Here is a 19,699-nt window from a genome sequence, read left to right as displayed (position 1 = left end):
AAAATCTGGTACCTTTTTTAAATGGATTTTCTATAGAAAAGATAAGAAGCGAGACAAAAACTAATTATTAGCTTTTGTCTCGCACTTTGTCTACATACGAACACTTTTTATGTTCGCATCTCATATTTTTTCTTTTAACCAACTGCGTTGGCGACTCTTCCTTAAAATCATTCTACAAACAGGCCCAACAACAAGCAATTGCAATGGTAAAGCCATGATTAGGTTTGTAGCAAACGCTCCGATGTAATAACTCAGGAAATTTTTTGTAAAGCCAAACTGCATAACAACACCATACATTGACATGAAAAAGACCATTCCCAAAACCATACAACTAGATACAGCAATAATCAACTGGATTTTTTTCTCTTTATTGACAGGTAAGGCAAAAGCAATCTTCTTAGCAGGAGATGAAACGACTAAGACATCCAATAAAAATGCTACGATAAATCCTGGCACTAATCCACCAAATAGATTACTTAATGAAAATTGCCCGTGTAACAAAAGATTATAAGCACTCATTGTCATCACCATTGAAAAACAGACAATCGTAGTGAAAAATAAACCTTCTTTTTTGTTTTGTGGCATAAAACACTCTCCTCTATTTTTTTGTAACAGAGTTCATGCTACCATATAAAGAAAATTCTCGTAAGTTAAAATTTTTTAATGTCCTTTTAATGATAATACTCAATAAAATTACTTAAATCAGCGTTCATCAATAAAAAGTCCTCACATACAAAAAAGAGAGTAAGTCGTTATAATTACTATTGATAATAGGTATAATTTTAACCATTAAAACATAAGACAATCTTTGATTAATCGCTATTCAAATACACCTAATCAACAAAACAATTACACCACAATATTTGATTATAAACACAATCACATTATTTTTTGTCTATTAATAAGTTTATGACATTCAAATTAGGATTAATCCAGCATCAACCTCTATTAAAAAATTAACTATAAAATATATTTAAATTACTAAACATAAACCTGTCTTTTCCATATTAAAAAATATTATTTACAACTCAAAATATAAAGAAAGCTAAATAAAAACGCATCCCTGTTATAGCAAGGCGGTTAACGTAAAATGGCTTATAATATTATAGTCTAAATATTAATTAAGCACTGTATCAATACATCCTTTGTATTGAATTTTAATTACAAATAATAAGTAGTTATTTGTTTTATGAAAAAGAAATTATTAGCAGTAGGGTGTTCGTTAGCATTCGGCTTATTTGTAGCGCCTGAAATAGTGAATGCAGAAGATGTAAGCTTAAACGCATACCCTGCGACTAGATCAACATCATCCTTACGTGAAGTATCGCTTAATTCAGGTCAGTCAACAGAATTCATTGTTAACACCATTGATCGTGATGAAATTTGCAGTAAATATGTAGTAAAAGTTAATATCGAATCCCATGACAAAGAAAGTTTTGCTATCACTCGGGCAATAGGCTTTCCTGGAATACCTTAGAAGTATTTGACAAAAGCTTACTATGATAACAAAGCAACACTTTTCGCTAGCGTTTTAGACTATTCCTTTCCTAGAGGATTTAAACAAAGCAGAGAGATAATCAAAGTATCAAACGACTCCGCTGTAACTTTGGAATTTAAAGTCAGAGTTAGTTCTGTGGTGCCTGTTAAATCTCAAGATTGTATAGATTATAGTAATATTGATTTTAACTTATAAAACAAACAAGGAAACAGCCCTCGAGCCGTCTCCTTTTCTTGTCTCACAACTGACAAAAAGACCACTCAGTGAGTGATCTTAATTTTATATTTATTTTAATCCACAAATTTTTGCATACGCATCAAATGTTGCTTGGTTATTTCTCCAATCCATTACTTTGATTGGCGTTGCTTTTCCTGTCTTATGTTCTTGTACCTGTTCATAGACCGATCTCAATACGCTCCATTGCGTAGCAGTGGTCAAGGGAACCATTTTTGTTCCACATACATAATATACCCCTGTTCCATATAAAATAGCAAATTCTGTCATATCTTCATCCTCCTTAATTGTTACTTCACTACCACTTACTGGTGTGTTAAATAGATTAATTTCCTCTTGGCGACGTCTTCTTAAGCCCTCTTCAAATATTGTTCCCTTATTAATGTAATTAGCGAGTGATTCCGTAATATAACTATTGGAAGCACTCTTATCCCAATTATCTCTTGCAAAGACCCCAGTACCGCTATTATAAGTGAAACTTACCATTGCATCGAACTGGTTTTGATTAAAAGAACGGACAAAGTAGCTATTTACTGCATTTACATAGGTCACTATATCCTTCTGGAACTGACCGTCTGCTTGAGCCTGAGACCATGTCGTTACCCCAGCGACTAAACTTGTTTGTCCTTTTGGTTCTGCATGTCCCCAACCAATGGTAATCATTCCATCCCCAAGATCGTACGCTGTAAGTCTACATCCTTCAAATTTTTTGATTAACGCTTCACCTTTAGTACCTAAAGTAGTTGCTTTCCCTTCAGGATTTGTTGTGTTGCTAGTTGAAATCCATTGATCTAGATTTAAAATATCTGTAACAGCAACTTCTCCGACATTCTTCTTGACAGCGAATCCATTCCAATTTGCTTGCCAACTATCAGAACCGATTTTTATCCATACGTGTCCATAGCCACCGCCACCATTTCTATTGACTGCTATGTTGAGTGTACCGCTACCAACTTTTGCAATCCCTTGAGAAACATATGTGTTTGGAATGTCTTTAGCATTTCCTCGCGCAGCGTATGGATTAGGCGCTCCAACGAATTCAAGTAAATTCTTAATCAAACTCACGCACTGCCCGTTTAGTCCAGAATCAGATTTATCGACAGTTATTTTACCAATGAGACTGTCGAGAAAACTCCTTACTTCTCCGATTGTTTTTGCCATATGTTATTACCTCCTAACTTTTGTTTTTGTAAGATCTTACAACATTAGTATAAGGTACATTTATCTATAAAAACTATCACAATTCAGTCATAAATCTCCCAATATAATAAATCACCACATAAGCGATGACTATACAAGTACAAGACACCCGAATATTAATTAAATACCCACAGGCTATAAACTATATATTTACCTGTGTATTACATACCAGCCAGATAAATCCAGCCACCCTTTTGGTAGTCCTGTATCAAACCATCAACCAACTTGTATTTTTACTTTACCGACATTTCCTTAATAAATAAAACAGTCATTTTGTGCTAGTGATCTTCTTATATTATTTTGAATATCAATTTCTGTTATCATTTGACCTCCATCTTTAAAAGGTGTATAGTTGAAAAATTTTTAGTGGTTGCATCCACATATATACACATATACTCTCCTATTATTATATAAAAACTATCCATCTATAAAGCTTCAGCCTTATAGCCCCAATATATAGAACGGGTGTATAGTTTTCGAAAAACAACAGCATTTTTACAAACCTAGTACACTCAAATTGAAATTTTTGTATCTATTTTTTTAATTATTCCCTTATTTCACAACATTATACATGCAAAGTTCCTATTGAAAGATAACTTTACTTCCACTCTTTTTTCAGTAAAACTTATTAAATAAGTGTTTCGTAAAGAAAATTTATTTTTCTTTATAAATAGTTTTTCCTTTACAATAGAATGATATTGATTTCAAAAATAATACCGTTACAGTAGACAAAAACCTTTCTAAAACAAAGAAAGACTAGAAAGGTTCTACACCTAAAACCTTAAACTCCAACCGAATAATTTCGCTAGATGACAAAACTATTCATACTTTGGAACGCTGGCAACTCAAACAAAGAGAATTTCTTTTTTCAGATGAGATCAAAGCAACCTCTATTATCTTTTCGGATATACGAGGTTCTCATAGATATCGTAATACCCATGGATCTATGCTATTTGAAAGTGGCACATCAATGAAAGAAGCTCAAGAGCAACTGGGGCATAGTTCCATAGAAATGACAATGGATGTATATACTCACTTAACTAAGAAAAAAAGGCTGATAAGTTAGCAAAATACGCTAACTTTTAACCAACCGCATTCAAAACCGTATTCAAGTGTTTGTATAACCAGAATAAAAAAAGCCCTACCCCTTACTACACAAGGGATAGAGCCGATAAATTCAATTACTATTGAGCTACTGGGTAAACAGACACTTGTTTTTTGTCACGGCCTTTACGTTCGAAACGTACCACGCCGTCTACTTTAGCAAATAAAGTGTCATCTCCGCCAATACCTACGTTAGCACCTGGGTAAATTTTAGTTCCGCGTTGACGGTATAAAATTGATCCACCAGTTACTGTTTGTCCGTCAGCGCTTTTAGCACCTAGGCGTTTAGATTCTGAATCACGTCCGTTGGAAGTAGAACCTCCACCTTTTTTGTGGGCGAATAATTGTAAATTCATGTTTAATAACATAGTCTGCACCTCCTATTTTTCATTTATGGTTTTGACTTGAATAAATTCAAGATTTTCTTGCTCGACTGCTTGTAAACCTAATAAAAGGTTTTCCAAGAGAATTTGGGCAATGTTGGTTTGTTCCTGATTGGCATTTGAAATCACTTCAACATAAAGGTAACCACCTTCATCATCATTGGTCTCGACAATCGGTTCAAAGCCAGCTAATGCATCAATGCCGTTAACGGTACTGATTGTTAATGCAGACACTGCTGCACAAACGATATCACTACCATACGGACCTGATTCCGCATGCCCTGAGACTTCAAATGAAACGATTTGACCTGAGCCATTTCGTTTAAAAGAACTTTTAATCATTGATAGGCCTCTTTCCTATTCAACTTAAAAGAATTATGCGTTGATTGCGTTGATTACAACTTTTGTATATGGTTGACGGTGACCTTGTTTGCGGTGAGTGTGTTTTTTAGGTTTGTATTTGAAAGTCACGACTTTCTTTTGTTTGCCGTGTTTTTCTACAGTTCCTTCGACAGTTGCACCTGCGACAGTTGGAGCTCCTACTTTCGTAGATTCGCCACCCACTAAGATAACTTCGTCAAAAACAACTTTTTCGCCAGCTTCTACGTCTAATTTTTCAACGTAAATTGCTTGACCTACCTCAACTTTTACTTGTTTACCACCAGTTTTGATAATTGCGTACATGCTATACAGCACCTCCTTCTTCTAGACTTAGACTCGCCATCCCAAGTGATGACTAGTGTCATACTTACAATACTTGTTCTGTGCGGTTGTAGCTGTGGAGTCCACAATTACAACATTAGTATCATATCAAAATAAGGCGCGAGAGTCAATAAGAACTTAGTGATTTAGCGATATAAACTACTTTTCAAAAAAACTTTGTTGTTATTTCTAATTTATGATTGACTTTGTTTTAGATGTTCATTATAATAAATTTTGTTGCGTTAATATTTTGCGCCAATAGCTCAGCTGGATAGAGCACTCGCCTTCTAAGCGAGCGGTCGGGAGTTCGAATCTCTCTTGGCGTATTCTTTTAAACGTATATCTAAAAAAACACCAACCTATTAAACGGTTGGTGTTTTTTTATTATACTTATGAAAGTTCTACTTTTCCTGTGTACAGTTGATGATAAATTCCTTTTTCTTTAAGCAAGTCCTCATGACTCCCTCGTTCGATGATACGTCCATGATCCATCACCATAATCGCATCTGAATTTTGAATCGTCGATAACCGATGGGCAATAACAAATACCGTTCTGCCTTTCATCAAACGATCCATCCCAGCCTGTACATGCTTTTCTGTCCTTGTATCAATACTAGAGGTTGCTTCATCCAAAATCATTACTGGAGGATCAGCAATTGCAGCACGAGCAATCGATAATAATTGCCGTTGGCCTTGAGATAAGCCTTCACCATCACCTGTGATTACAGTGTCATATTTTTCAGGTAAATTATTGATAAAATTCTCAGCATTCGCTAACTGCGCTGCTCGGATCACATCGTCATCAGAAGCATTCAACTTCCCATAACGAATATTCTCGCGTATCGTCCCAGTAAATAGGTGGGTATCCTGTAAAACAATCCCTAATGATCTTCGTAAAGAACTTTTTTTGATTTTTTTCACGTTGATTCCGTCGTAACGTATTTTCCCTTCTTGAATATCGTAAAAACGATTGATCAAGTTTGTAATAGTCGTTTTGCCCGCACCTGTTGCGCCAACAAACGCCACTTTTTGTCCTGGTTCAGCATATAAATTGATATCTTTTAACACTCGATTTTTATCTGTATAGCCAAAAGACACATCTTCAAAACGTACATCCCCAGTTAATTCAGTATATGTCACTGTACCATCGTTATGCGGATGTCTCCAAGCCCAAATACCTGTTCTAGTTTCACTTTCAACCAAATTATCTCCCTGTCGATTCACATTAACTAACGTCACGTAGCCATCATCTACTTCTGACTTTTCATCGATCAACGTAAAGATTCGGTCAGCTCCAGCTAATGCCATGATCACAAAATTGATTTGTTGAGACACTTGACTGATCGGCATATTCAATGAACGACTCAGCTGAAGAAAAGAGGCAATCATCCCAATAGTCAGACCAGAAACACCATATACTGAAAAAATTCCGCCGACTACAGCTAATAGTACATATTGAATATTTAATAAATTCATCATGATCGGCATTAAGCTATTCGCATATTTATTTGCTTGTGTCGCACTTTGCCGTAACTCTTCATTAATTACCTTAAATTGGTTGATTGTTTGTGGTTCATGATTAAAAATTTTCACCACTTTTTGTCCATGCATGATTTCTTCAATAAACCCATTTACGTTTCCTAAATCTCTTTGCTGTTTGCCAAAATAACGACTACTCCGCCCAGCTATCATCCGAATTGTCACAATCATTATTGAAACAGAAACGATCACCACTAAAGTCAATGGCACACTGATGGTAAACATTGCAATAAACACGCTGACAAAACTCACTACAGCGGCAATCAGATTAGGAATACTTTGAGAAATCATCTGCCGCAAAGTATCCGTATCATTCGTGAAATGACTCATAATATCTCCATCAGAATTTGAATCAAAATAGCGAATCGGCAATGTTTCAAGATGGGTAAACATTTCATCTCTAATTGTTTTTTGAGTGCCTTCACTAATACGAACCATGATTAGATTAAACCCTAAATTTGAAATGATTCCTACACCATAAATCAGTGCCATCGTTGTAATTGCCTTTAATAATCCAGAAAAGTTAGGATTGCTTTGGCCAAGTAGTGGTGTAATATAATCATCGATCACTACTTGTAAAAACAAAGAGCCTCGGACATTGGCAAAGGTACTTAGCAGGATAAGGATCATCACTAATACGAGACGAAACTTATATTTTTTAACCATATATGAAAACAGGCGCTTTAAGGTTTTCAAAGGATCTTGACTTTTGCGAATCCCTTTTGTTTGTTCATCACGCATTCTCTTCACCAAATCCTTTCTCTTGAGATTCATACACTTCTTGATAAATCTGATTACTAGCAAGTAATTCATCATGGGTTCCAATAGCATCGATCAAGCCTTTATCCATCACAATAATACGGTCAGAATCTTGAATGGAAGACACACGCTGTCCGATGATAAAGGTAGTTGTACCAGGAATCTCTTGTCTCATTCCTTCTCTAATTAAACGATCTGTTTTCGTATCCACAGCACTAGTTGAATCATCTAAAATTAAAATTTTTGGTTTTTTCAATAGCGCACGAGCAATACATAAACGTTGCTTTTGCCCTCCAGATACATTATTTCCACCTTGTGAAAGCATCGTATCATATTTATCAGGAAATTCTTGAATAAAACTATCTGCCTGTGCAATTTTACAGACTCTGATCAAGTCTTCATCTGTCGCCTCTTCATTTCCCCAGCGCAAATTCTCTTTAATTGACCCTGTAAACAATACATTATTTTGCAAAACCATACTGACTTGGTCCCGTAAAGATTTCAGATCATAGTTCCGTACGTCATGTCCGCCCACTTCGACCGACCCTTTTGTCACATCATATAACCTTGGAATCAACTGAACCAACGTTGATTTTGAACTCCCTGTTCCACCAACAATCCCAATCACTTCACCCGATTTTATCTCCATATTTGCATGCATCAATGCCAATTTTTCAAGATCATTCGCATAACTGAAACACACATCGTTAAAACGAACAGAACCATCCGCTATTTCATATAGAGGATCTGCATTATTTTTTAAATCACTTTCCTCTGATAAAACTTCTGTGATCCGCTCAGCAGAAGTCCGGGCAATCAGCACGATTACAAAAACCATTGATAACATATTTAAACTCATTAAAATCTGCATTGTGTAGGTGAACATGCTGACTAATTCCCCAGTAGTTAACGTACTCCCTACCACAAATTTCGCCCCTAACCATGAAATCAGTAGCATACAAGTGTAGACTGCAAACTGTAAAATAGGATTATTGAAAGCAACAATACTTTGAGCTTTTGAAAATGTTTTGTAGATATCTTTAGAAACAGATTTAAATTTTTCATCTTCATGTTTTTCTCTCACATAAGATTTAACAACGCGAATCCCTTGTAAATTTTCTTGTACAACGTTATTTAATTTATCATAGATCCGAAAAACCTTATTGAAATTCGGATGAGCAAAGTAAATAACTGCTGCTAAACCAATCATCAGAAATGGCACAACGCCTAAATAAATCAATGATAAATCTTTATTGATACTATACGCCATCGCTAATGAAAAAATCATAATCAACGGACTACGAACTAAAAGTCGAATAATCATTTGATAGGCATTTTGAACATTGGTCACATCCGTTGTCATCCGAGTAATCAAACTTGATGTAGAAAAACGATCGATATTTGAGAAAGAAAACCCTTGGATACGGACAAATAATTGATCTCGTAGATTTTTGGCAAAACCAGCAGAGGCAACAGCTGCGTAACGACCTGACATCGCACCAAAAAATAAAGCAATGATTGCACACACAAATAAAATTGCTCCATACATTAAAATAGCTTTTGTATCACCTTTTTCGATTCCATTATCGATCATCATCGCCATCACCAAAGGAATGATGATATCTAAAATCACTTCTCCAGTTACGTAAAGTGGTGTAATGATGCTTTCTTTTTTGTAGACACCTATATTGGCAATCAGTTTTTTTATCATGTAACCCATTCACCTTCCTTATTTATTTTTTTGCTGTTTTCAGAAAGTTTGTCCATTAACTTAAAGAAAATAGTCAGGTCTTCTTCTGAGATTCCCTGAACTAATAATTCATCGAATTTATGTAGCTTTACGATGTTTTCCTTGACTTTTTGTTGCCCTAAATCGGTTAAAATTATGGTTTTGAAACGATTGTCTTCTTTACAACTACTTCGTTCAATAAATAAGCGTTTCTCCATCGTTTGTAAGACGCCTGTCGCAGTGGAACGACGAATATCAAATTCTTGTTCTATGTCTTTTTGATAAACTGGGATTGGTTGGCTATTGCGACGATGAATAAAGTTGAGGATGCGCATTTGAATGCTTGATGATGCTTCGCCGTTGTCTTCTTTTAGAATTTCTGCTGCTTTTCGATTGAGTTCGTTGGCTAGTATTCTGATTTTTAGACCGATTTTTCTGTCCATGATTTACCTCCTTATGATATAGTTCGGTTCCTAACTATATTACGATAAGTGTTATGACTTGGTCAAGCAGAATTTTAATTGAGCAATACTAAACAAATTCCTTTCTAATCAGTTCAAGACATGTGAACAAAAAAGTAAGAACACTTTACTAGAAAATAAACGTGATAACTAGTAAAGTGTCCTTATTTAAAATAAAATATCATTAATCAAACATTTTTGCCTATCTTAAATACATAAATAGATTTTTTAATTAATTTGCGAATATTACTTAAACTTTTTATTTTTTAAACTGGGATTGGATCATTTGTAATCCATGTTGTGCTAAAACTAATACTTAACGGAGCGACATCCATACCTTTGTTATACGTCTGCATACTACCATCAGGACGAATAATTTGAGTTAAAAATCTCCCTGTTTCTATTGTTTTTCCAATTGAAATCATAGCTGGAATACACTGCATTTGTGTAGGTCTATAACCTAGTGGAATTTTTTCGGCCAAATTTGACTGTCCGTTACTTCTTGTATTATTTTGATTAGCGTGTACTGATAGAGTGACCAAATTGCCAACTCTATTTAACCCACCAATTACTCCAAAACCAAGTGGAATACTTGCCAATGAATATATTTTGTCGTTGATTAAATTTTCTCCATTAATTTGAATCCCATCTTTAAAATTTTTAACCCCTGAAATAGTTTCATTCCCTGTTTTCTTCACAACAGTCTCATCAAAATTATCAATAGCACTTGTATGCGTCTTTGGATAAAGCAAGTTCCCTTTTTCTTCTAATTGTACGATATCTGCCATTATACTGCTCCCACCTTACTAAACGTTATTGTTGGTAATGTATCTAGTTTTTTCTTATCAGCTGCACTCATCAAACCATTAGCAGTTTGTGTTGCAGCTACAGTCGTTGTTGCATTGACTCCTGCTGGTCCTTGTGGTCCAGTTGCACCTTTTAAACCTTGTGGACCAACTGCACCCGTTGCTCCAGTTGCGCCTTTCGGACCTGCTGGACCTATATCTCCTTTTTCACCTTTGATTGTTGTTAAACCTTCCACCGCATTTACGTGTGTTTTAGGATAAACAACAACACCATCACTTTTTAATTCGACGATATCTGTCATACTGTTCCCACCTTCTCTATTGATATTCCTGTTCCTTCAACGCCTAAATCTTTAGCAGTCAACGTAATATCTCCCGTTTTTCCATTGATCGAAGTCACACCGCTTCCTACTGTTTCGATTTTATCTAAACCGAGGATTGCACTAACGTGTGTTTCTGGAAAAACTTGGCGTTGTACACCCGCTTCATCCGTTTCCATGACTTTTTTTATTTCTACTTCATTTGCCATCAAACTGAACCTACCTTTCTTATGAAGAAAGTCTTTTGTTTTTCACTATCAATTTCAGCTATTACTAAAGCTGAAGCTTCTTTTTTATGTGTCACTGTTCCTAATTTGGTTACGCCGTGATTTAAGCTAAATTTATCATCTCGGATCGTTCTAAGGATTCCAGCTTCACCACTTTTCAACGTGAAATGTGCTTGTTTTAACTCTTCAATTAAATTTAAAAGATTCCCCGCAACATTTTCATCTAAGATTTCTTTGATCGTTGCAAACCATTGATCGAATTCTGCTCTTTGAACTGTCGTCCATTGATCGTATCGCTCTTGATTTGTTGTGATCCAACTTTGAAACTCTGCAATAATACGCTGCAATTCTTCTTGTGCTACTAAATACCAATCATCATAAATCTCCTGGCATGTTTTCACCCATTCAGTGAAATAGCGTAAGATTTCTTCAAATGTCCAAATATAGTTACTGTCTTTGATTCCCTCGTCGTAAATGCTTTCTTTGACTTGATAAGCAAAATCTCTCGTCGAAAATTGTTGTCTCCAACTTAAATCTTTTTGAAGTTCTCTAAAGCTAAAGTAAGCAGTATTTTCCCCGACATTTTGCATATCGTAATTTGTTAATGTATATTCTAATTTCCCTTTTTTGGCGTCGATAACTTTAGTAACTTTTTGCTCGGATAGTCCAAGTCCAGCATGATGCCCTTGTTTGACGCAGAAAAAAGGGGTTAAATTTGAAATGTCTTTTGGTTTTCCATGTTCCGTTACTGTCACAGCCAAGACTTGGGTTCCTTCGTCAAATTGACGAATCATGATTGATGGAATATTGTCGTTTGGTTGTGTCGTTGATAAGAAAATTGGATATACGATTGACATTTACTCACTCCTTTCTAAAAATTGATTATTTGGGTGGGATGACAATTGAACTGATTTCGCTTGCCCCAACCCATTGACGTTCGTATCTTTCAATAATTTGTCCTTTTCCGATATTCTGCTCATATGTTTGGAATCCACCAGCTGTTAATCCTCTGATGACACCTGTATGTCCGTAAGTATAGTCGACATTGAATCCGCCAATATTTCCTCCACGTTTCCAGTTGATTATGGCTCCTGTCACTAAGTCTTTATACTCCGGTTGATAGATAACTTTCCAGCCAACCGCAGCCCAATCATACGAGCTACCAATATCAGCCGCAGCTTCAGTATTTCCGATTACATGACTTAAAGGATAGTTCGTTTGAGCACCTAAACCACAGCCACCCAGAAAACCTGAATATTCTGCTGGTACAGCATAACATTGACCATTGCCCCAATAGCGACCAACTAATGATTCTAAATGATCCAACCCCGCTTTGCCTGCTCCAGTTGATGGTTTTAAATCTTTAAATTTGTTAAACCATTCTTGGGCATAGCCTTGTCTTTCTGGATGTGCATTTTTAGGTCGTTCAAAATTCATTTCAAAAGCATACGCAGCTATAGCTGGGTCTGTAATTGCCTTAAAACCACTAACACTCGTTGGATTAACCGCGCCGATCCACTGCCCATTGTACATACACCAATCAATTAATTTTGCTTGCGCTAATGTTGATTGGTAATCATTTGTAATACCAGCGGCTCCAATCAAACGTTTAACGTACTCGCGACCATCCCAAGTTGGACTACCAATTAGTGGATAGCTTGAGCCGTCCCATTGCACTAAACCATAGGCTGGTCCACCAATTTGGTCTGTATTTGGGTCCATCGTCCCACCGGTTTCTTGTTGAACATTTCCTAAAATACCAGCAGCTGTGGCTTTGCTATAGCCATTAGAAGTTAGAAAGCTCCACAAATCCCAAGCGAATTTATCTGTTTGAGTTGTTATCTCAGGTGGATATGCTCCACCGGTACCTCCGTTACCGCCACTGCCATTCCCATTACCAGTGATTTCCTTGCCATTTAGGAATAATTTCCCTTTAATGTTTAGATTGCCAGTGATATTTAAGTCACCATTAATTTCTCCTTGGCCGTGTAATCGCCATATTTTCTTATTTGCGTTGGATTCTTTAGGGATTTCAAACACCGCGCTTGGTGCTCTTTCTTCTCTAGAAACCGCTGAACCAATTGAAAACTGATATCCAGGAATTTGACAAACGGCAACACCGACTGGTTCTTTTGTTTTCCCATCGATTACAGCACCAATCCAAGCTTCTTCTTCGTTCTTTTTTTGATTTCTAAAAGCAATAGTTCCATTAGACTGTAACTTAATTTGAAAATCATTGTCTTTCTTTGTTTGGACAGTAACTCCCTCTAATGTACCTGCTTGAATGAAATCAGCGTTAAATTTCCCATCAATCGTCCAAGCCGTTTTAGGCTTGTTTGTAAACTTTCCTTTAACAAAACCTATCCCTTCAGAATTCATGACTAAAAAGTGTTTACTATTATCTAACGAGTTTCCATCCATAAAAACTTGTTGATATGGTTCACGGCTATTTGACTTTCCCGTTTCGATTCCGTTCATCAGTTTTATCGAGCCACCTTTTGCTCCACGGATAATGTCATCCTGCCACTTTGAAATTTCTTCTGAATCATAAAACGTCATTTTCTTTTCGTCCAAAGAATCGACATTCCCTTTTAAATCAGAGGTAGCTTTTGAAATACTTTTTGTAATATTATCTCCTAAACCAGCTTCGACTTTGCCTGTTAAACGATCGATTTTCACTTTAAAAACTCGTGTTTGATAGTGATAGTTTCGATCATGACGGTGGATCGTTACGGTATTACCAATTGTATCTCCACCTAAGATTTCTGTTTTAAATTGAACAAGTGGACGAGAATATTCGATGAGTGAATCATATGTTTTTTGTAGTAATTTTTCTGGACTTTCTTCTTCATCAAACGTGATGACTTTTTCCCGTCTTCTCATCCCACCATTTTTTAAGGGAATGCCATACTGTTTGGTCATCTCAGGAAATTCCAGCCAATTTTGTCCTTTTGGTTTATTTAAAGGCTTACCATTGGCTTTTTTCCACTCTACATTAGTGAACTCGATTCGCTTCCCTTTGCCGTCACCAACATCTTCGCCACGACCACGACCGATTAAACTTGTATACACTTGGTTACGGTCTTGTTCTTTTACAATACTTAATGCTTTCTCACCATACGTAAAACGTTGATTGCTTTGTTCGCCAATTTCACGATAGACTTCTAGCCATTTATCCGTAATACCGATACCATCAATTTTATATTTGAATAGAATTTCGCAACCTTGTGCTTGAATATTTTTTAAAGCGTCACGTACAGAGAGAAAACGAAAATCTTCTGTTATTACAGGTAATTTAGAGTCTAGTTTACCTATGCGCCACTCTGTTTCTACCAGTAACTTTTGTATGGTATTCTTGATCGATTCGTTTTTCACTTGAACATTTTTAACAACATAGGAATCTAACTCATCAGGCGCAAAACTAATCCCAACAAAGGATAAGAGATTTTCCTCTTCCCTGTCTAAAATGATTCTGTACAAACTATAGAAAGAACTTTCTTCTTTTACAGCCATGTAAGCCGCTTGCTTTAGCTCTTCATCATAAATTGTAGATACATTTAAAGTATCATTCATCAATTCTTCTTTATTTGAGGTGATCTCTTTTTCCTGAATAACTTCTATCAACTCATTTTCTTTAACGATTCGAAGTAAATGCTGACGTTCATCAAAGAAATAAACACTTTTGGTCATAGTTGTACCTCCCGATAAGAAATAATCATCGACCCATTGCTACAACCAATAGTTTGACCTTCTTGGATCGTAAAATTTTCAAAATCACTTTCTAAATCGAGTAGAAATGTTTGATCCAGCTTATTTACAAAAACTTTTCCTTTTAAAAAATCAAAAGTGACTTGATCACCTGCACTTAAATTGTAGCTGGTGATTTTAATTGTTTTATCACCATTTGAAATCATTAACGGTCCAAATTTTTCAATAATAACTTCAATCTTTTCAGGGGTTGTCGGATAGGGTAAATAGGTGGTGATTGTGCTATCTGTTTGTAATAATACAGAATATTTTTTTGGATCTGTACAAAGAATTTCAAAACTAGCAATAATACTATTGGTATCTCCGCGAACATCATCTGTTGTCATATATTGTCCATAATAATGGTAATCTAGCTCATCTTTAAACCGAATCTCGACATCTGACTCTTTATAAAGTAAACGCATCAACTGATGGTATTTTTTTTGCACATCTTTTGCGTCTTTTCCAATTAATTGATAGCTGACTTTGATTGTTCTAGCAGGTAACTTTTGATTTAGTTTGATACTACCGACTTGTGTTTCTTGCGTTTCTATATTGAGAGATAACATTTCCCTACCTGTTACAGCTAGTGTACGGTAGCCTGTGATCATTTTTTCAAGATAAAGGCCGTCATACAGCATAGCTGAAGAAGGAAGGATCAAATCATCTTTGTGGACTTTTTTCGTTGTGTCTTCAAAATAATACATTTTTTCCCTCCTTCTAAAATGCTAAATTGATAGCAGAATCTTGTCCCATTGCTTCTGAAATATCTGAAACAAACGCTTTGAATTGTTGGTTGCCCAGTTTGATGTTGAAGGTTGCTGGTTGTTTTGTTTGGATCATCATTTGCTTACTGCTAGATTGGACAGATACATCTTGGACCGTTTCTAAATGTTGATCTAGGCTGTCTAAGCTAGGTAACATAATTTGAGAGGCTAGCTTGTCCATTGGTTGGTCAACTACATGGGTATTTCTTTCGATACCTACGGCTAAACCGGCTGGTAGCATTGCCCCGATTTCATCTCGCATCCAGCGTGATGGTGAGTGGATTTTGAACTTACCAGTAAAGAAATTTTGAATACTGCTACCAATATTCCCCAATGTTTTTAAAAGCCATTTAACTCCTGATTCGATCCCATCTATCAATCCTTGTATTATGTTCCCACCAATTTCAAATAAATCTACACCTGTAATTTCTTTGATTATTTCATTGGCCATTCTCCATCCTGCTGTGGCAATATCAGGTAAAAGTCCCATAATTCCTTCAATAAATGTCCATAACAACTTACCAGCAGCTAATAAAATATCTGGTAAACTATCCCATAACCCTTTACACAAAGTTGCGACAATTTTTATTGCTGCATCAATTAAGGTTGGCAACTGCTCTAGTAGTGTTCCTACTAACGTTGCAATTGCTTCTATAGCGACTGGTATCAAGGTTGGCAATACAGAGGCGATACCTTCTGCAAGTTTTGTTAAAACTTCAACCCCTTTTTTAATAATCTCAGGTAATTTATTCGTAATATTTGTAGTGAACGCTTGGATAATATTTGTTACCGTAGTAATGATTTGATCCTTATTAGCCATAATCCCATCTACTAAAGCAATCAATAGATCTAATCCGGTCATTAACAGCTGTGGCGCTGCAGATAATAAACTTGTCGCTAATGATTCAATCAACATTAAAGCGGCTGGGATAAGAGTAGGTAAGCTTTCGATTACACCTTGAACTAGTGCGCCTATCAGGTCAACTGCACTTTGCATGATCACAGGTAGATTTACAGAGATAGCTTCTGCCAAGCCAACAACTAGTTGTGTTCCTGAGGCTATTAAAGCTGGTAATTTTGAAATAATTCCATCCACAAATCCAGTAATAATTTCCGGGCCCTTTTCAATTGCTGTTGTAATCATCTCTTGTAATTGACCACCAAATTTATTATTAACTAAACCCAGCCCCACAAGAGCTACTCCTAAAATAGCTGCTGGACCTAATGCTTTGAGTGCAAATCCAAAAACTGAGGTTAATCCTTGAACCATCGTACTCATAGCTGTTGTTCCCACACCTGCTGATTTCTGAATGCTTGAGCCTATTCCACCCAAAGATTTAGTTAGAAGCGGAACGTTTTGAGTGGCATTTTTCATTCCTTCAGAAACTGATTCAAAGAAAATTTCCGCGTCTATCGCTTTTAACCCTATTTTATCCATTGCTGACGCTACACCAGTTTCCATGTTCAGCATAGATAGTACTGTTTTCGGAGCAAGATTACTGAACGTTCTAGCTACATCATTTGTAAAACCACTAACTTTACCTTCAATTACGTCGAAAGCTGGCAAAATACTTCCTGGTATATTTTTAAAAGATGAGCCAACTTTACCAAAAATACTCCCAACTTTATCTGTTGCACTATTTGCTTTATCAGCAAATAGATCAAAAGTTCCTGCGGCTTTACCAATTTGTTCCTGTGTAATTCCTCCAAAACTAGTAATTAAACTCTGAACATTAGATAATCCAAACCCATTTAGCAAACTATTTAGCGAGGTAAATGAAGCTTTTACTTCATTAAAATTTGCCGTAATTGTTGAAGAATCCATCGAGGAGTCAAAAAGTTTTACAATACTGTCATGTACTCTTTCAATATTTTCTAAAGCTCCATCAAGGGAAGTGTTTAATCCCATATCTACAGCTTTTAAAACCGCTATTACATCAATCTTTTTTTCCATTTCCCTCCTCCTTTCCTATGAATTAAAATTCGCGATCCAATTTTGAAGCTTCTCTTTATCAGGAGAAGTTCTTTTTTCCCTGCCGAGTATTTTCTCTTCTGCTTTGTGATAATCAAAGAATTTATCGAAAGTTTTAAAAACGGGTCTGCCTTTTCTTGTCTGTCCTGCCATGACTGTAGCCCACGCCTGCATATGAATTTCATATTGTCGGTCCAATTGCTTTAATTGATAGGCTTTCATTCGCAGCTCATAATCAGGCATCGTCAAACGATCTATTTCATTAAAATCTTCTATCTTCAAGAAACGTAAACAGTTTAAACGAACCTGCTCATATACTTCATCAAAATCTATGTTATTTACGCTTGTGCTTCTTCTAACATCTTGCTGGTCATCATTCCGGTATATTCCGACTTTTTTAGCTCATCGATCACTTCTTCAAATAAATCTTTTGTCCCTTTTTGTTCAACATAATCTTCTAAAAATTTGACTGTCATTCGAGGTTTCTCTGTCATATTTGCAATCAACAAAACTTCAAAAAGCGTATCTACATCTGATAAAAGGAGATTTGAAACGATTGCCCCAACTCCTAGTTTTAATTGCATGCCGCCGCGTTCTACTGAGTACCGTTTGTTGATTTCTTTTAGAAATCCATACCCGAATTTACAGTCAAAGTTTTTTTCATTCATTGATAATTCCATGTCATTTCCTCCTAATTTTTAAAACTACAATAATTGTCTCGCTACAATAAACTATATAAAAGAGGCTAGAATCTAACCTCTTTCAAGTATTTAAGTCTGGGATGATTATGCTTTCGTTTCAACTTTTACAGTGTCTTTAAATTCATAATCGCCGCCTTCAGAAGTATCCAATTCTAATGCTGCAAAACCATTCTTCCCAGCGCCTTCGATTGCCCATTCTAAAGAGTACTCAACTTTATTTTCTGCTGAATCCGTTTCTTCAAATGATGTAAAGAAACCTTCAAAATATTTTGCTTTATATTTTCCTTCATTGTTTCCTGTACCAATTTCTTTGGTATTGATGCGCCAAATTTGGACACGTTTATTTTCATCCATCGCTGTTTCTAATTTATCGATTTGAGTTGAACCGATTTTGTATAATGTTGTAGCCGTTACTGTTGTTTCAGTTGCTCCTGGCGTTACAACACTCCCGTCTTTCGTAACAGTCGATTCACTTTCTTTCGATTTTGAATAACCATTTTCTGTACTGTAGGCTAGTCCCCACGCACTTTCATTTCCTTCGTCTTCGGCTAAACGAAAACGCCAAACTACATCTACTCCGCTTAATGCTGTCATCTGTTCATTTCCTCCTTAGTGTTTTGCTGCTGTGTTAATTCTTTTAATTGAGATGCAAGCTGATTTTTTCGTTGTTGTTCTGTTTTTACCCTTTTTTGCAGCTTTTCGATAACTTTCAACTGTTTTTTGATTGCCTTATCTTGCTGCTCAAAAGTTAAATGCCGGTTACTATCCAAATAAACACCGTTCAATTTCGATTTGACATCTCCTCTCATTTAAAGTCTCGGGCGACTATGATTATCGAAGTAATACAGCAGTTATTACTTGATGGACTTAGTATACGTGGAAATAGTGAGTGCAAACTCCCAGATTTCTGTTGACATTATCCCAACTTCCTTTTATTTTTCTGTCACTATTTGAACTCTTCAACCTTATTTTTTACAGTCTTAACCAGTTACTGTGGTAAAATAATAGAAGCTCTTCCTGTTTTGATGCAGGAAAAATATGTATGAAAGGATGTGTAAAATATGCTCTTACAACGGTATACCGCTGATTTTTCAGCAATGATCCAGCACTATCAATTAAATGATGAACAATTACTCTATACAGGAACTCCTGAGATGCCCATCCAAATTTCCCAAACAAACCCTTTTATCCATCCAATTTTAGGGATAGAAAACAAACAATTAACAAATTTTTTTGTTTTAGATGAAAAAAAAGATGTTGCTTTATATACAACAAATGAGCAAGCTATTTTACTCAGAACCTTCTCTACAGATAAGCGATATCAAGGGCATGGCTACGCAAAAGCAGTACTAAAAGCGCTACCCGATTACATCCGATCAAATTTCCCAGATACTAATGAAATCATTCTTGCAGTAAACCAAAAGAACATTGCTGCCCAAACACTTTATGAGAAAACAGGTTTTGAGCGTTTAGAGAAAATTATCCAAGGAGAATTTGGACCGCTATTCGTCATGAATATGAAGTTAGAAGTTTGATAAAAAGGAAGAAAT

22 protein-coding genes, 1 tRNA gene and 1 other annotated feature are annotated in these 19,699 nt (G+C 35.9%); of the genes, 4 read left to right on the top strand and 19 right to left on the bottom strand.

Annotation, left to right across the window (positions count from 1 at the left end; genetic code table 11):
• Positions 1-120 precede the first annotated feature (120 nt).
• A complete protein-coding gene (locus I580_RS06815) occupies positions 121-585 on the bottom strand; it encodes a DUF2798 domain-containing protein (protein WP_010771219.1) in 465 nt (154 codons plus the stop codon).
• Positions 586-1,189: 604 nt separating this feature from the next.
• Here I580_RS06815 and I580_RS06810 point away from each other — a divergent pair.
• Positions 1,190-1,477 (top strand): hypothetical protein, encoded by a 288-nt coding sequence (locus I580_RS06810; protein ID WP_010771218.1) that lies wholly within the window; start codon positions 1,190-1,192, stop codon positions 1,475-1,477.
• Positions 1,478-1,783: 306 nt separating this feature from the next.
• Here the strand turns inward: I580_RS06810 and I580_RS06805 are convergent, their stop codons facing one another.
• Entirely contained in the window at positions 1,784-2,893 is a 1,110-nt protein-coding gene (locus tag I580_RS06805; RefSeq protein ID WP_010771217.1) for a lysozyme, read from the bottom strand.
• An 868-nt stretch (positions 2,894-3,761) separates the two neighbouring features.
• Between I580_RS06805 and I580_RS17445 the strand changes: the two genes are divergently transcribed.
• Entirely contained in the window at positions 3,762-3,998 is a 237-nt protein-coding gene (locus tag I580_RS17445; protein ID WP_143141685.1) for a tyrosine-type recombinase/integrase, read from the top strand.
• Between the two features lie 118 nt (positions 3,999-4,116).
• On the opposite strand, the gene rpmA is transcribed toward I580_RS17445, so the two are convergent.
• The 3 genes from rpmA to rplU are packed head-to-tail and all read right to left on the bottom strand — an operon-like array spanning position 4,117 to position 5,103.
• Complete coding sequence (gene rpmA, locus I580_RS06795) at positions 4,117-4,404, bottom strand: 50S ribosomal protein L27 (RefSeq protein WP_010762831.1); 288 nt, start codon at positions 4,402-4,404, stop codon at positions 4,117-4,119.
• Between the two features lie 12 nt (positions 4,405-4,416).
• On the bottom strand, positions 4,417-4,761 hold the full coding sequence (locus I580_RS06790) for a ribosomal-processing cysteine protease Prp (protein WP_010771216.1): 345 nt from the start codon (positions 4,759-4,761) through the stop codon (positions 4,417-4,419).
• 33 nt (positions 4,762-4,794) lie between these two features.
• Positions 4,795-5,103 carry a 50S ribosomal protein L21 gene (gene rplU / locus I580_RS06785; protein ID WP_010762829.1) on the bottom strand — a complete coding sequence of 103 codons (309 nt, stop codon included), beginning with the start codon at positions 5,101-5,103 and terminating at the stop codon, positions 4,795-4,797.
• A 19-nt stretch (positions 5,104-5,122) separates the two neighbouring features.
• Positions 5,123-5,201: a sequence feature (ribosomal protein L21 leader region), on the bottom strand.
• Positions 5,202-5,373: 172 nt separating this feature from the next.
• Here rplU and I580_RS06780 point away from each other — a divergent pair.
• Positions 5,374-5,447 (top strand) — tRNA-Arg (locus I580_RS06780).
• A gap of 64 nt (positions 5,448-5,511) precedes the next feature.
• Here I580_RS06780 and I580_RS06775 read toward each other — a convergent pair.
• The 14 genes from I580_RS06775 to I580_RS06710 all read right to left on the bottom strand — a co-directional run bounded on the left by I580_RS06775 (position 5,512) and on the right by I580_RS06710 (position 18,958).
• Positions 5,512-7,401 carry an ABC transporter ATP-binding protein gene (locus I580_RS06775; protein WP_010771215.1) on the bottom strand — a complete coding sequence of 630 codons (1,890 nt, stop codon included), beginning with the start codon at positions 7,399-7,401 and terminating at the stop codon, positions 5,512-5,514.
• A complete protein-coding gene (locus I580_RS06770) occupies positions 7,394-9,130 on the bottom strand; it encodes an ABC transporter ATP-binding protein (protein ID WP_034860234.1) in 1,737 nt (578 codons plus the stop codon). Before I580_RS06770 ends, I580_RS06775 begins: the two co-directional genes overlap by 8 nt.
• Entirely contained in the window at positions 9,127-9,591 is a 465-nt protein-coding gene (locus tag I580_RS06765) for a MarR family winged helix-turn-helix transcriptional regulator (protein WP_010771213.1), read from the bottom strand. Before I580_RS06765 ends, I580_RS06770 begins: the two co-directional genes overlap by 4 nt.
• 284 nt (positions 9,592-9,875) lie before the next feature.
• The gene (locus I580_RS06760; RefSeq protein WP_010771212.1) at positions 9,876-10,397 is read right to left on the bottom strand and encodes a hypothetical protein; all 522 of its coding nucleotides are present in this window, start codon (positions 10,395-10,397) and stop codon (positions 9,876-9,878) included.
• Positions 10,397-10,717, bottom strand: coding sequence for a collagen-like protein (locus I580_RS06755; protein WP_010771211.1), 321 nt, complete (start codon positions 10,715-10,717; stop codon positions 10,397-10,399). The genes I580_RS06760 and I580_RS06755 overlap by 1 nt, the downstream gene beginning before the upstream one ends.
• Positions 10,714-10,944 (bottom strand): hypothetical protein, encoded by a 231-nt coding sequence (locus I580_RS06750; RefSeq protein WP_010771210.1) that lies wholly within the window; start codon positions 10,942-10,944, stop codon positions 10,714-10,716. Before I580_RS06750 ends, I580_RS06755 begins: the two co-directional genes overlap by 4 nt.
• On the bottom strand, positions 10,944-11,819 hold the full coding sequence (locus tag I580_RS06745) for a phage baseplate upper protein (RefSeq protein ID WP_010771209.1): 876 nt from the start codon (positions 11,817-11,819) through the stop codon (positions 10,944-10,946). The genes I580_RS06750 and I580_RS06745 overlap by 1 nt, the downstream gene beginning before the upstream one ends.
• A gap of 25 nt (positions 11,820-11,844) precedes the next feature.
• Positions 11,845-14,652: a phage tail spike protein gene (locus I580_RS06740; RefSeq protein WP_010771208.1), complete on the bottom strand. Its 2,808-nt coding sequence runs from the start codon at positions 14,650-14,652 to the stop codon at positions 11,845-11,847.
• On the bottom strand, positions 14,649-15,416 hold the full coding sequence (locus I580_RS06735; RefSeq protein ID WP_010771207.1) for a distal tail protein Dit: 768 nt from the start codon (positions 15,414-15,416) through the stop codon (positions 14,649-14,651). The genes I580_RS06740 and I580_RS06735 overlap by 4 nt, the downstream gene beginning before the upstream one ends.
• A gap of 13 nt (positions 15,417-15,429) precedes the next feature.
• Positions 15,430-17,430, bottom strand: coding sequence for a phage tail protein (locus I580_RS06730; protein WP_010771206.1), 2,001 nt, complete (start codon positions 17,428-17,430; stop codon positions 15,430-15,432).
• A gap of 15 nt (positions 17,431-17,445) precedes the next feature.
• A complete protein-coding gene (locus tag I580_RS06725) occupies positions 17,446-17,730 on the bottom strand; it encodes a hypothetical protein (protein WP_051091053.1) in 285 nt (94 codons plus the stop codon).
• Between the two features lie 56 nt (positions 17,731-17,786).
• A complete protein-coding gene (locus I580_RS06720; protein ID WP_010771205.1) occupies positions 17,787-18,128 on the bottom strand; it encodes a tail assembly chaperone in 342 nt (113 codons plus the stop codon).
• A gap of 105 nt (positions 18,129-18,233) precedes the next feature.
• Positions 18,234-18,743 carry a phage major tail protein, TP901-1 family gene (locus I580_RS06715; protein ID WP_010771204.1) on the bottom strand — a complete coding sequence of 170 codons (510 nt, stop codon included), beginning with the start codon at positions 18,741-18,743 and terminating at the stop codon, positions 18,234-18,236.
• Entirely contained in the window at positions 18,740-18,958 is a 219-nt protein-coding gene (locus tag I580_RS06710) for a hypothetical protein (RefSeq protein WP_010771203.1), read from the bottom strand. Before I580_RS06710 ends, I580_RS06715 begins: the two co-directional genes overlap by 4 nt.
• 252 nt (positions 18,959-19,210) lie before the next feature.
• Here I580_RS06710 and I580_RS06705 point away from each other — a divergent pair, with 252 nt between their 5' ends.
• Positions 19,211-19,684, top strand: coding sequence for a GNAT family N-acetyltransferase (locus I580_RS06705; RefSeq protein WP_010771202.1), 474 nt, complete (start codon positions 19,211-19,213; stop codon positions 19,682-19,684).
• Positions 19,685-19,699: the final 15 nt, after the last annotated feature.

The sequence above is a fragment of the Enterococcus caccae ATCC BAA-1240 genome (genome assembly GCF_000407145.1).
GTDB lineage: Bacteria > Bacillota > Bacilli > Lactobacillales > Enterococcaceae > Enterococcus_L > Enterococcus_L caccae.
This window is presented reverse-complemented; position numbering and strand designations above follow the sequence as displayed.

Bases quoted from the DNA above. Each gene is read 5' to 3' on its own strand.
- I580_RS06765 (WP_010771213.1), bottom strand. From the start codon at position 9,591: ATGGACAGAAAAATCGGTCTAAAAATCAGAATACTAGCCAACGAACTC.
- I580_RS06710 (WP_010771203.1), bottom strand. From the start codon at position 18,958: ATGAGAGGAGATGTCAAATCGAAATTGAACGGTGTTTATTTGGATAGT.
- rpmA (WP_010762831.1), bottom strand. From the start codon at position 4,404: ATGTTATTAAACATGAATTTACAATTATTCGCCCACAAAAAAGGTGGA.
- I580_RS06815 (WP_010771219.1), bottom strand. From the start codon at position 585: ATGCCACAAAACAAAAAAGAAGGTTTATTTTTCACTACGATTGTCTGT.
- I580_RS06735 (WP_010771207.1), bottom strand. From the start codon at position 15,416: ATGTATTATTTTGAAGACACAACGAAAAAAGTCCACAAAGATGATTTG.
- I580_RS06705 (WP_010771202.1), top strand. From the start codon at position 19,211: ATGCTCTTACAACGGTATACCGCTGATTTTTCAGCAATGATCCAGCAC.
- I580_RS06760 (WP_010771212.1), bottom strand. From the start codon at position 10,397: ATGGCAGATATCGTACAATTAGAAGAAAAAGGGAACTTGCTTTATCCA.
- I580_RS06805 (WP_010771217.1), bottom strand. From the start codon at position 2,893: ATGGCAAAAACAATCGGAGAAGTAAGGAGTTTTCTCGACAGTCTCATT.
- I580_RS06715 (WP_010771204.1), bottom strand. From the start codon at position 18,743: ATGACAGCATTAAGCGGAGTAGATGTAGTTTGGCGTTTTCGTTTAGCC.
- I580_RS06810 (WP_010771218.1), top strand. From the start codon at position 1,190: ATGAAAAAGAAATTATTAGCAGTAGGGTGTTCGTTAGCATTCGGCTTA.
- I580_RS06775 (WP_010771215.1), bottom strand. From the start codon at position 7,401: ATGCGTGATGAACAAACAAAAGGGATTCGCAAAAGTCAAGATCCTTTG.
- I580_RS06730 (WP_010771206.1), bottom strand. From the start codon at position 17,430: ATGGAAAAAAAGATTGATGTAATAGCGGTTTTAAAAGCTGTAGATATG.
- I580_RS06745 (WP_010771209.1), bottom strand. From the start codon at position 11,819: ATGTCAATCGTATATCCAATTTTCTTATCAACGACACAACCAAACGAC.
- I580_RS06740 (WP_010771208.1), bottom strand. From the start codon at position 14,652: ATGACCAAAAGTGTTTATTTCTTTGATGAACGTCAGCATTTACTTCGA.
- I580_RS06750 (WP_010771210.1), bottom strand. From the start codon at position 10,944: ATGGCAAATGAAGTAGAAATAAAAAAAGTCATGGAAACGGATGAAGCG.
- I580_RS06720 (WP_010771205.1), bottom strand. From the start codon at position 18,128: ATGGAATTATCAATGAATGAAAAAAACTTTGACTGTAAATTCGGGTAT.
- I580_RS06755 (WP_010771211.1), bottom strand. From the start codon at position 10,717: ATGACAGATATCGTCGAATTAAAAAGTGATGGTGTTGTTGTTTATCCT.
- rplU (WP_010762829.1), bottom strand. From the start codon at position 5,103: ATGTACGCAATTATCAAAACTGGTGGTAAACAAGTAAAAGTTGAGGTA.
- I580_RS06790 (WP_010771216.1), bottom strand. From the start codon at position 4,761: ATGATTAAAAGTTCTTTTAAACGAAATGGCTCAGGTCAAATCGTTTCA.
- I580_RS06770 (WP_034860234.1), bottom strand. From the start codon at position 9,130: ATGATAAAAAAACTGATTGCCAATATAGGTGTCTACAAAAAAGAAAGC.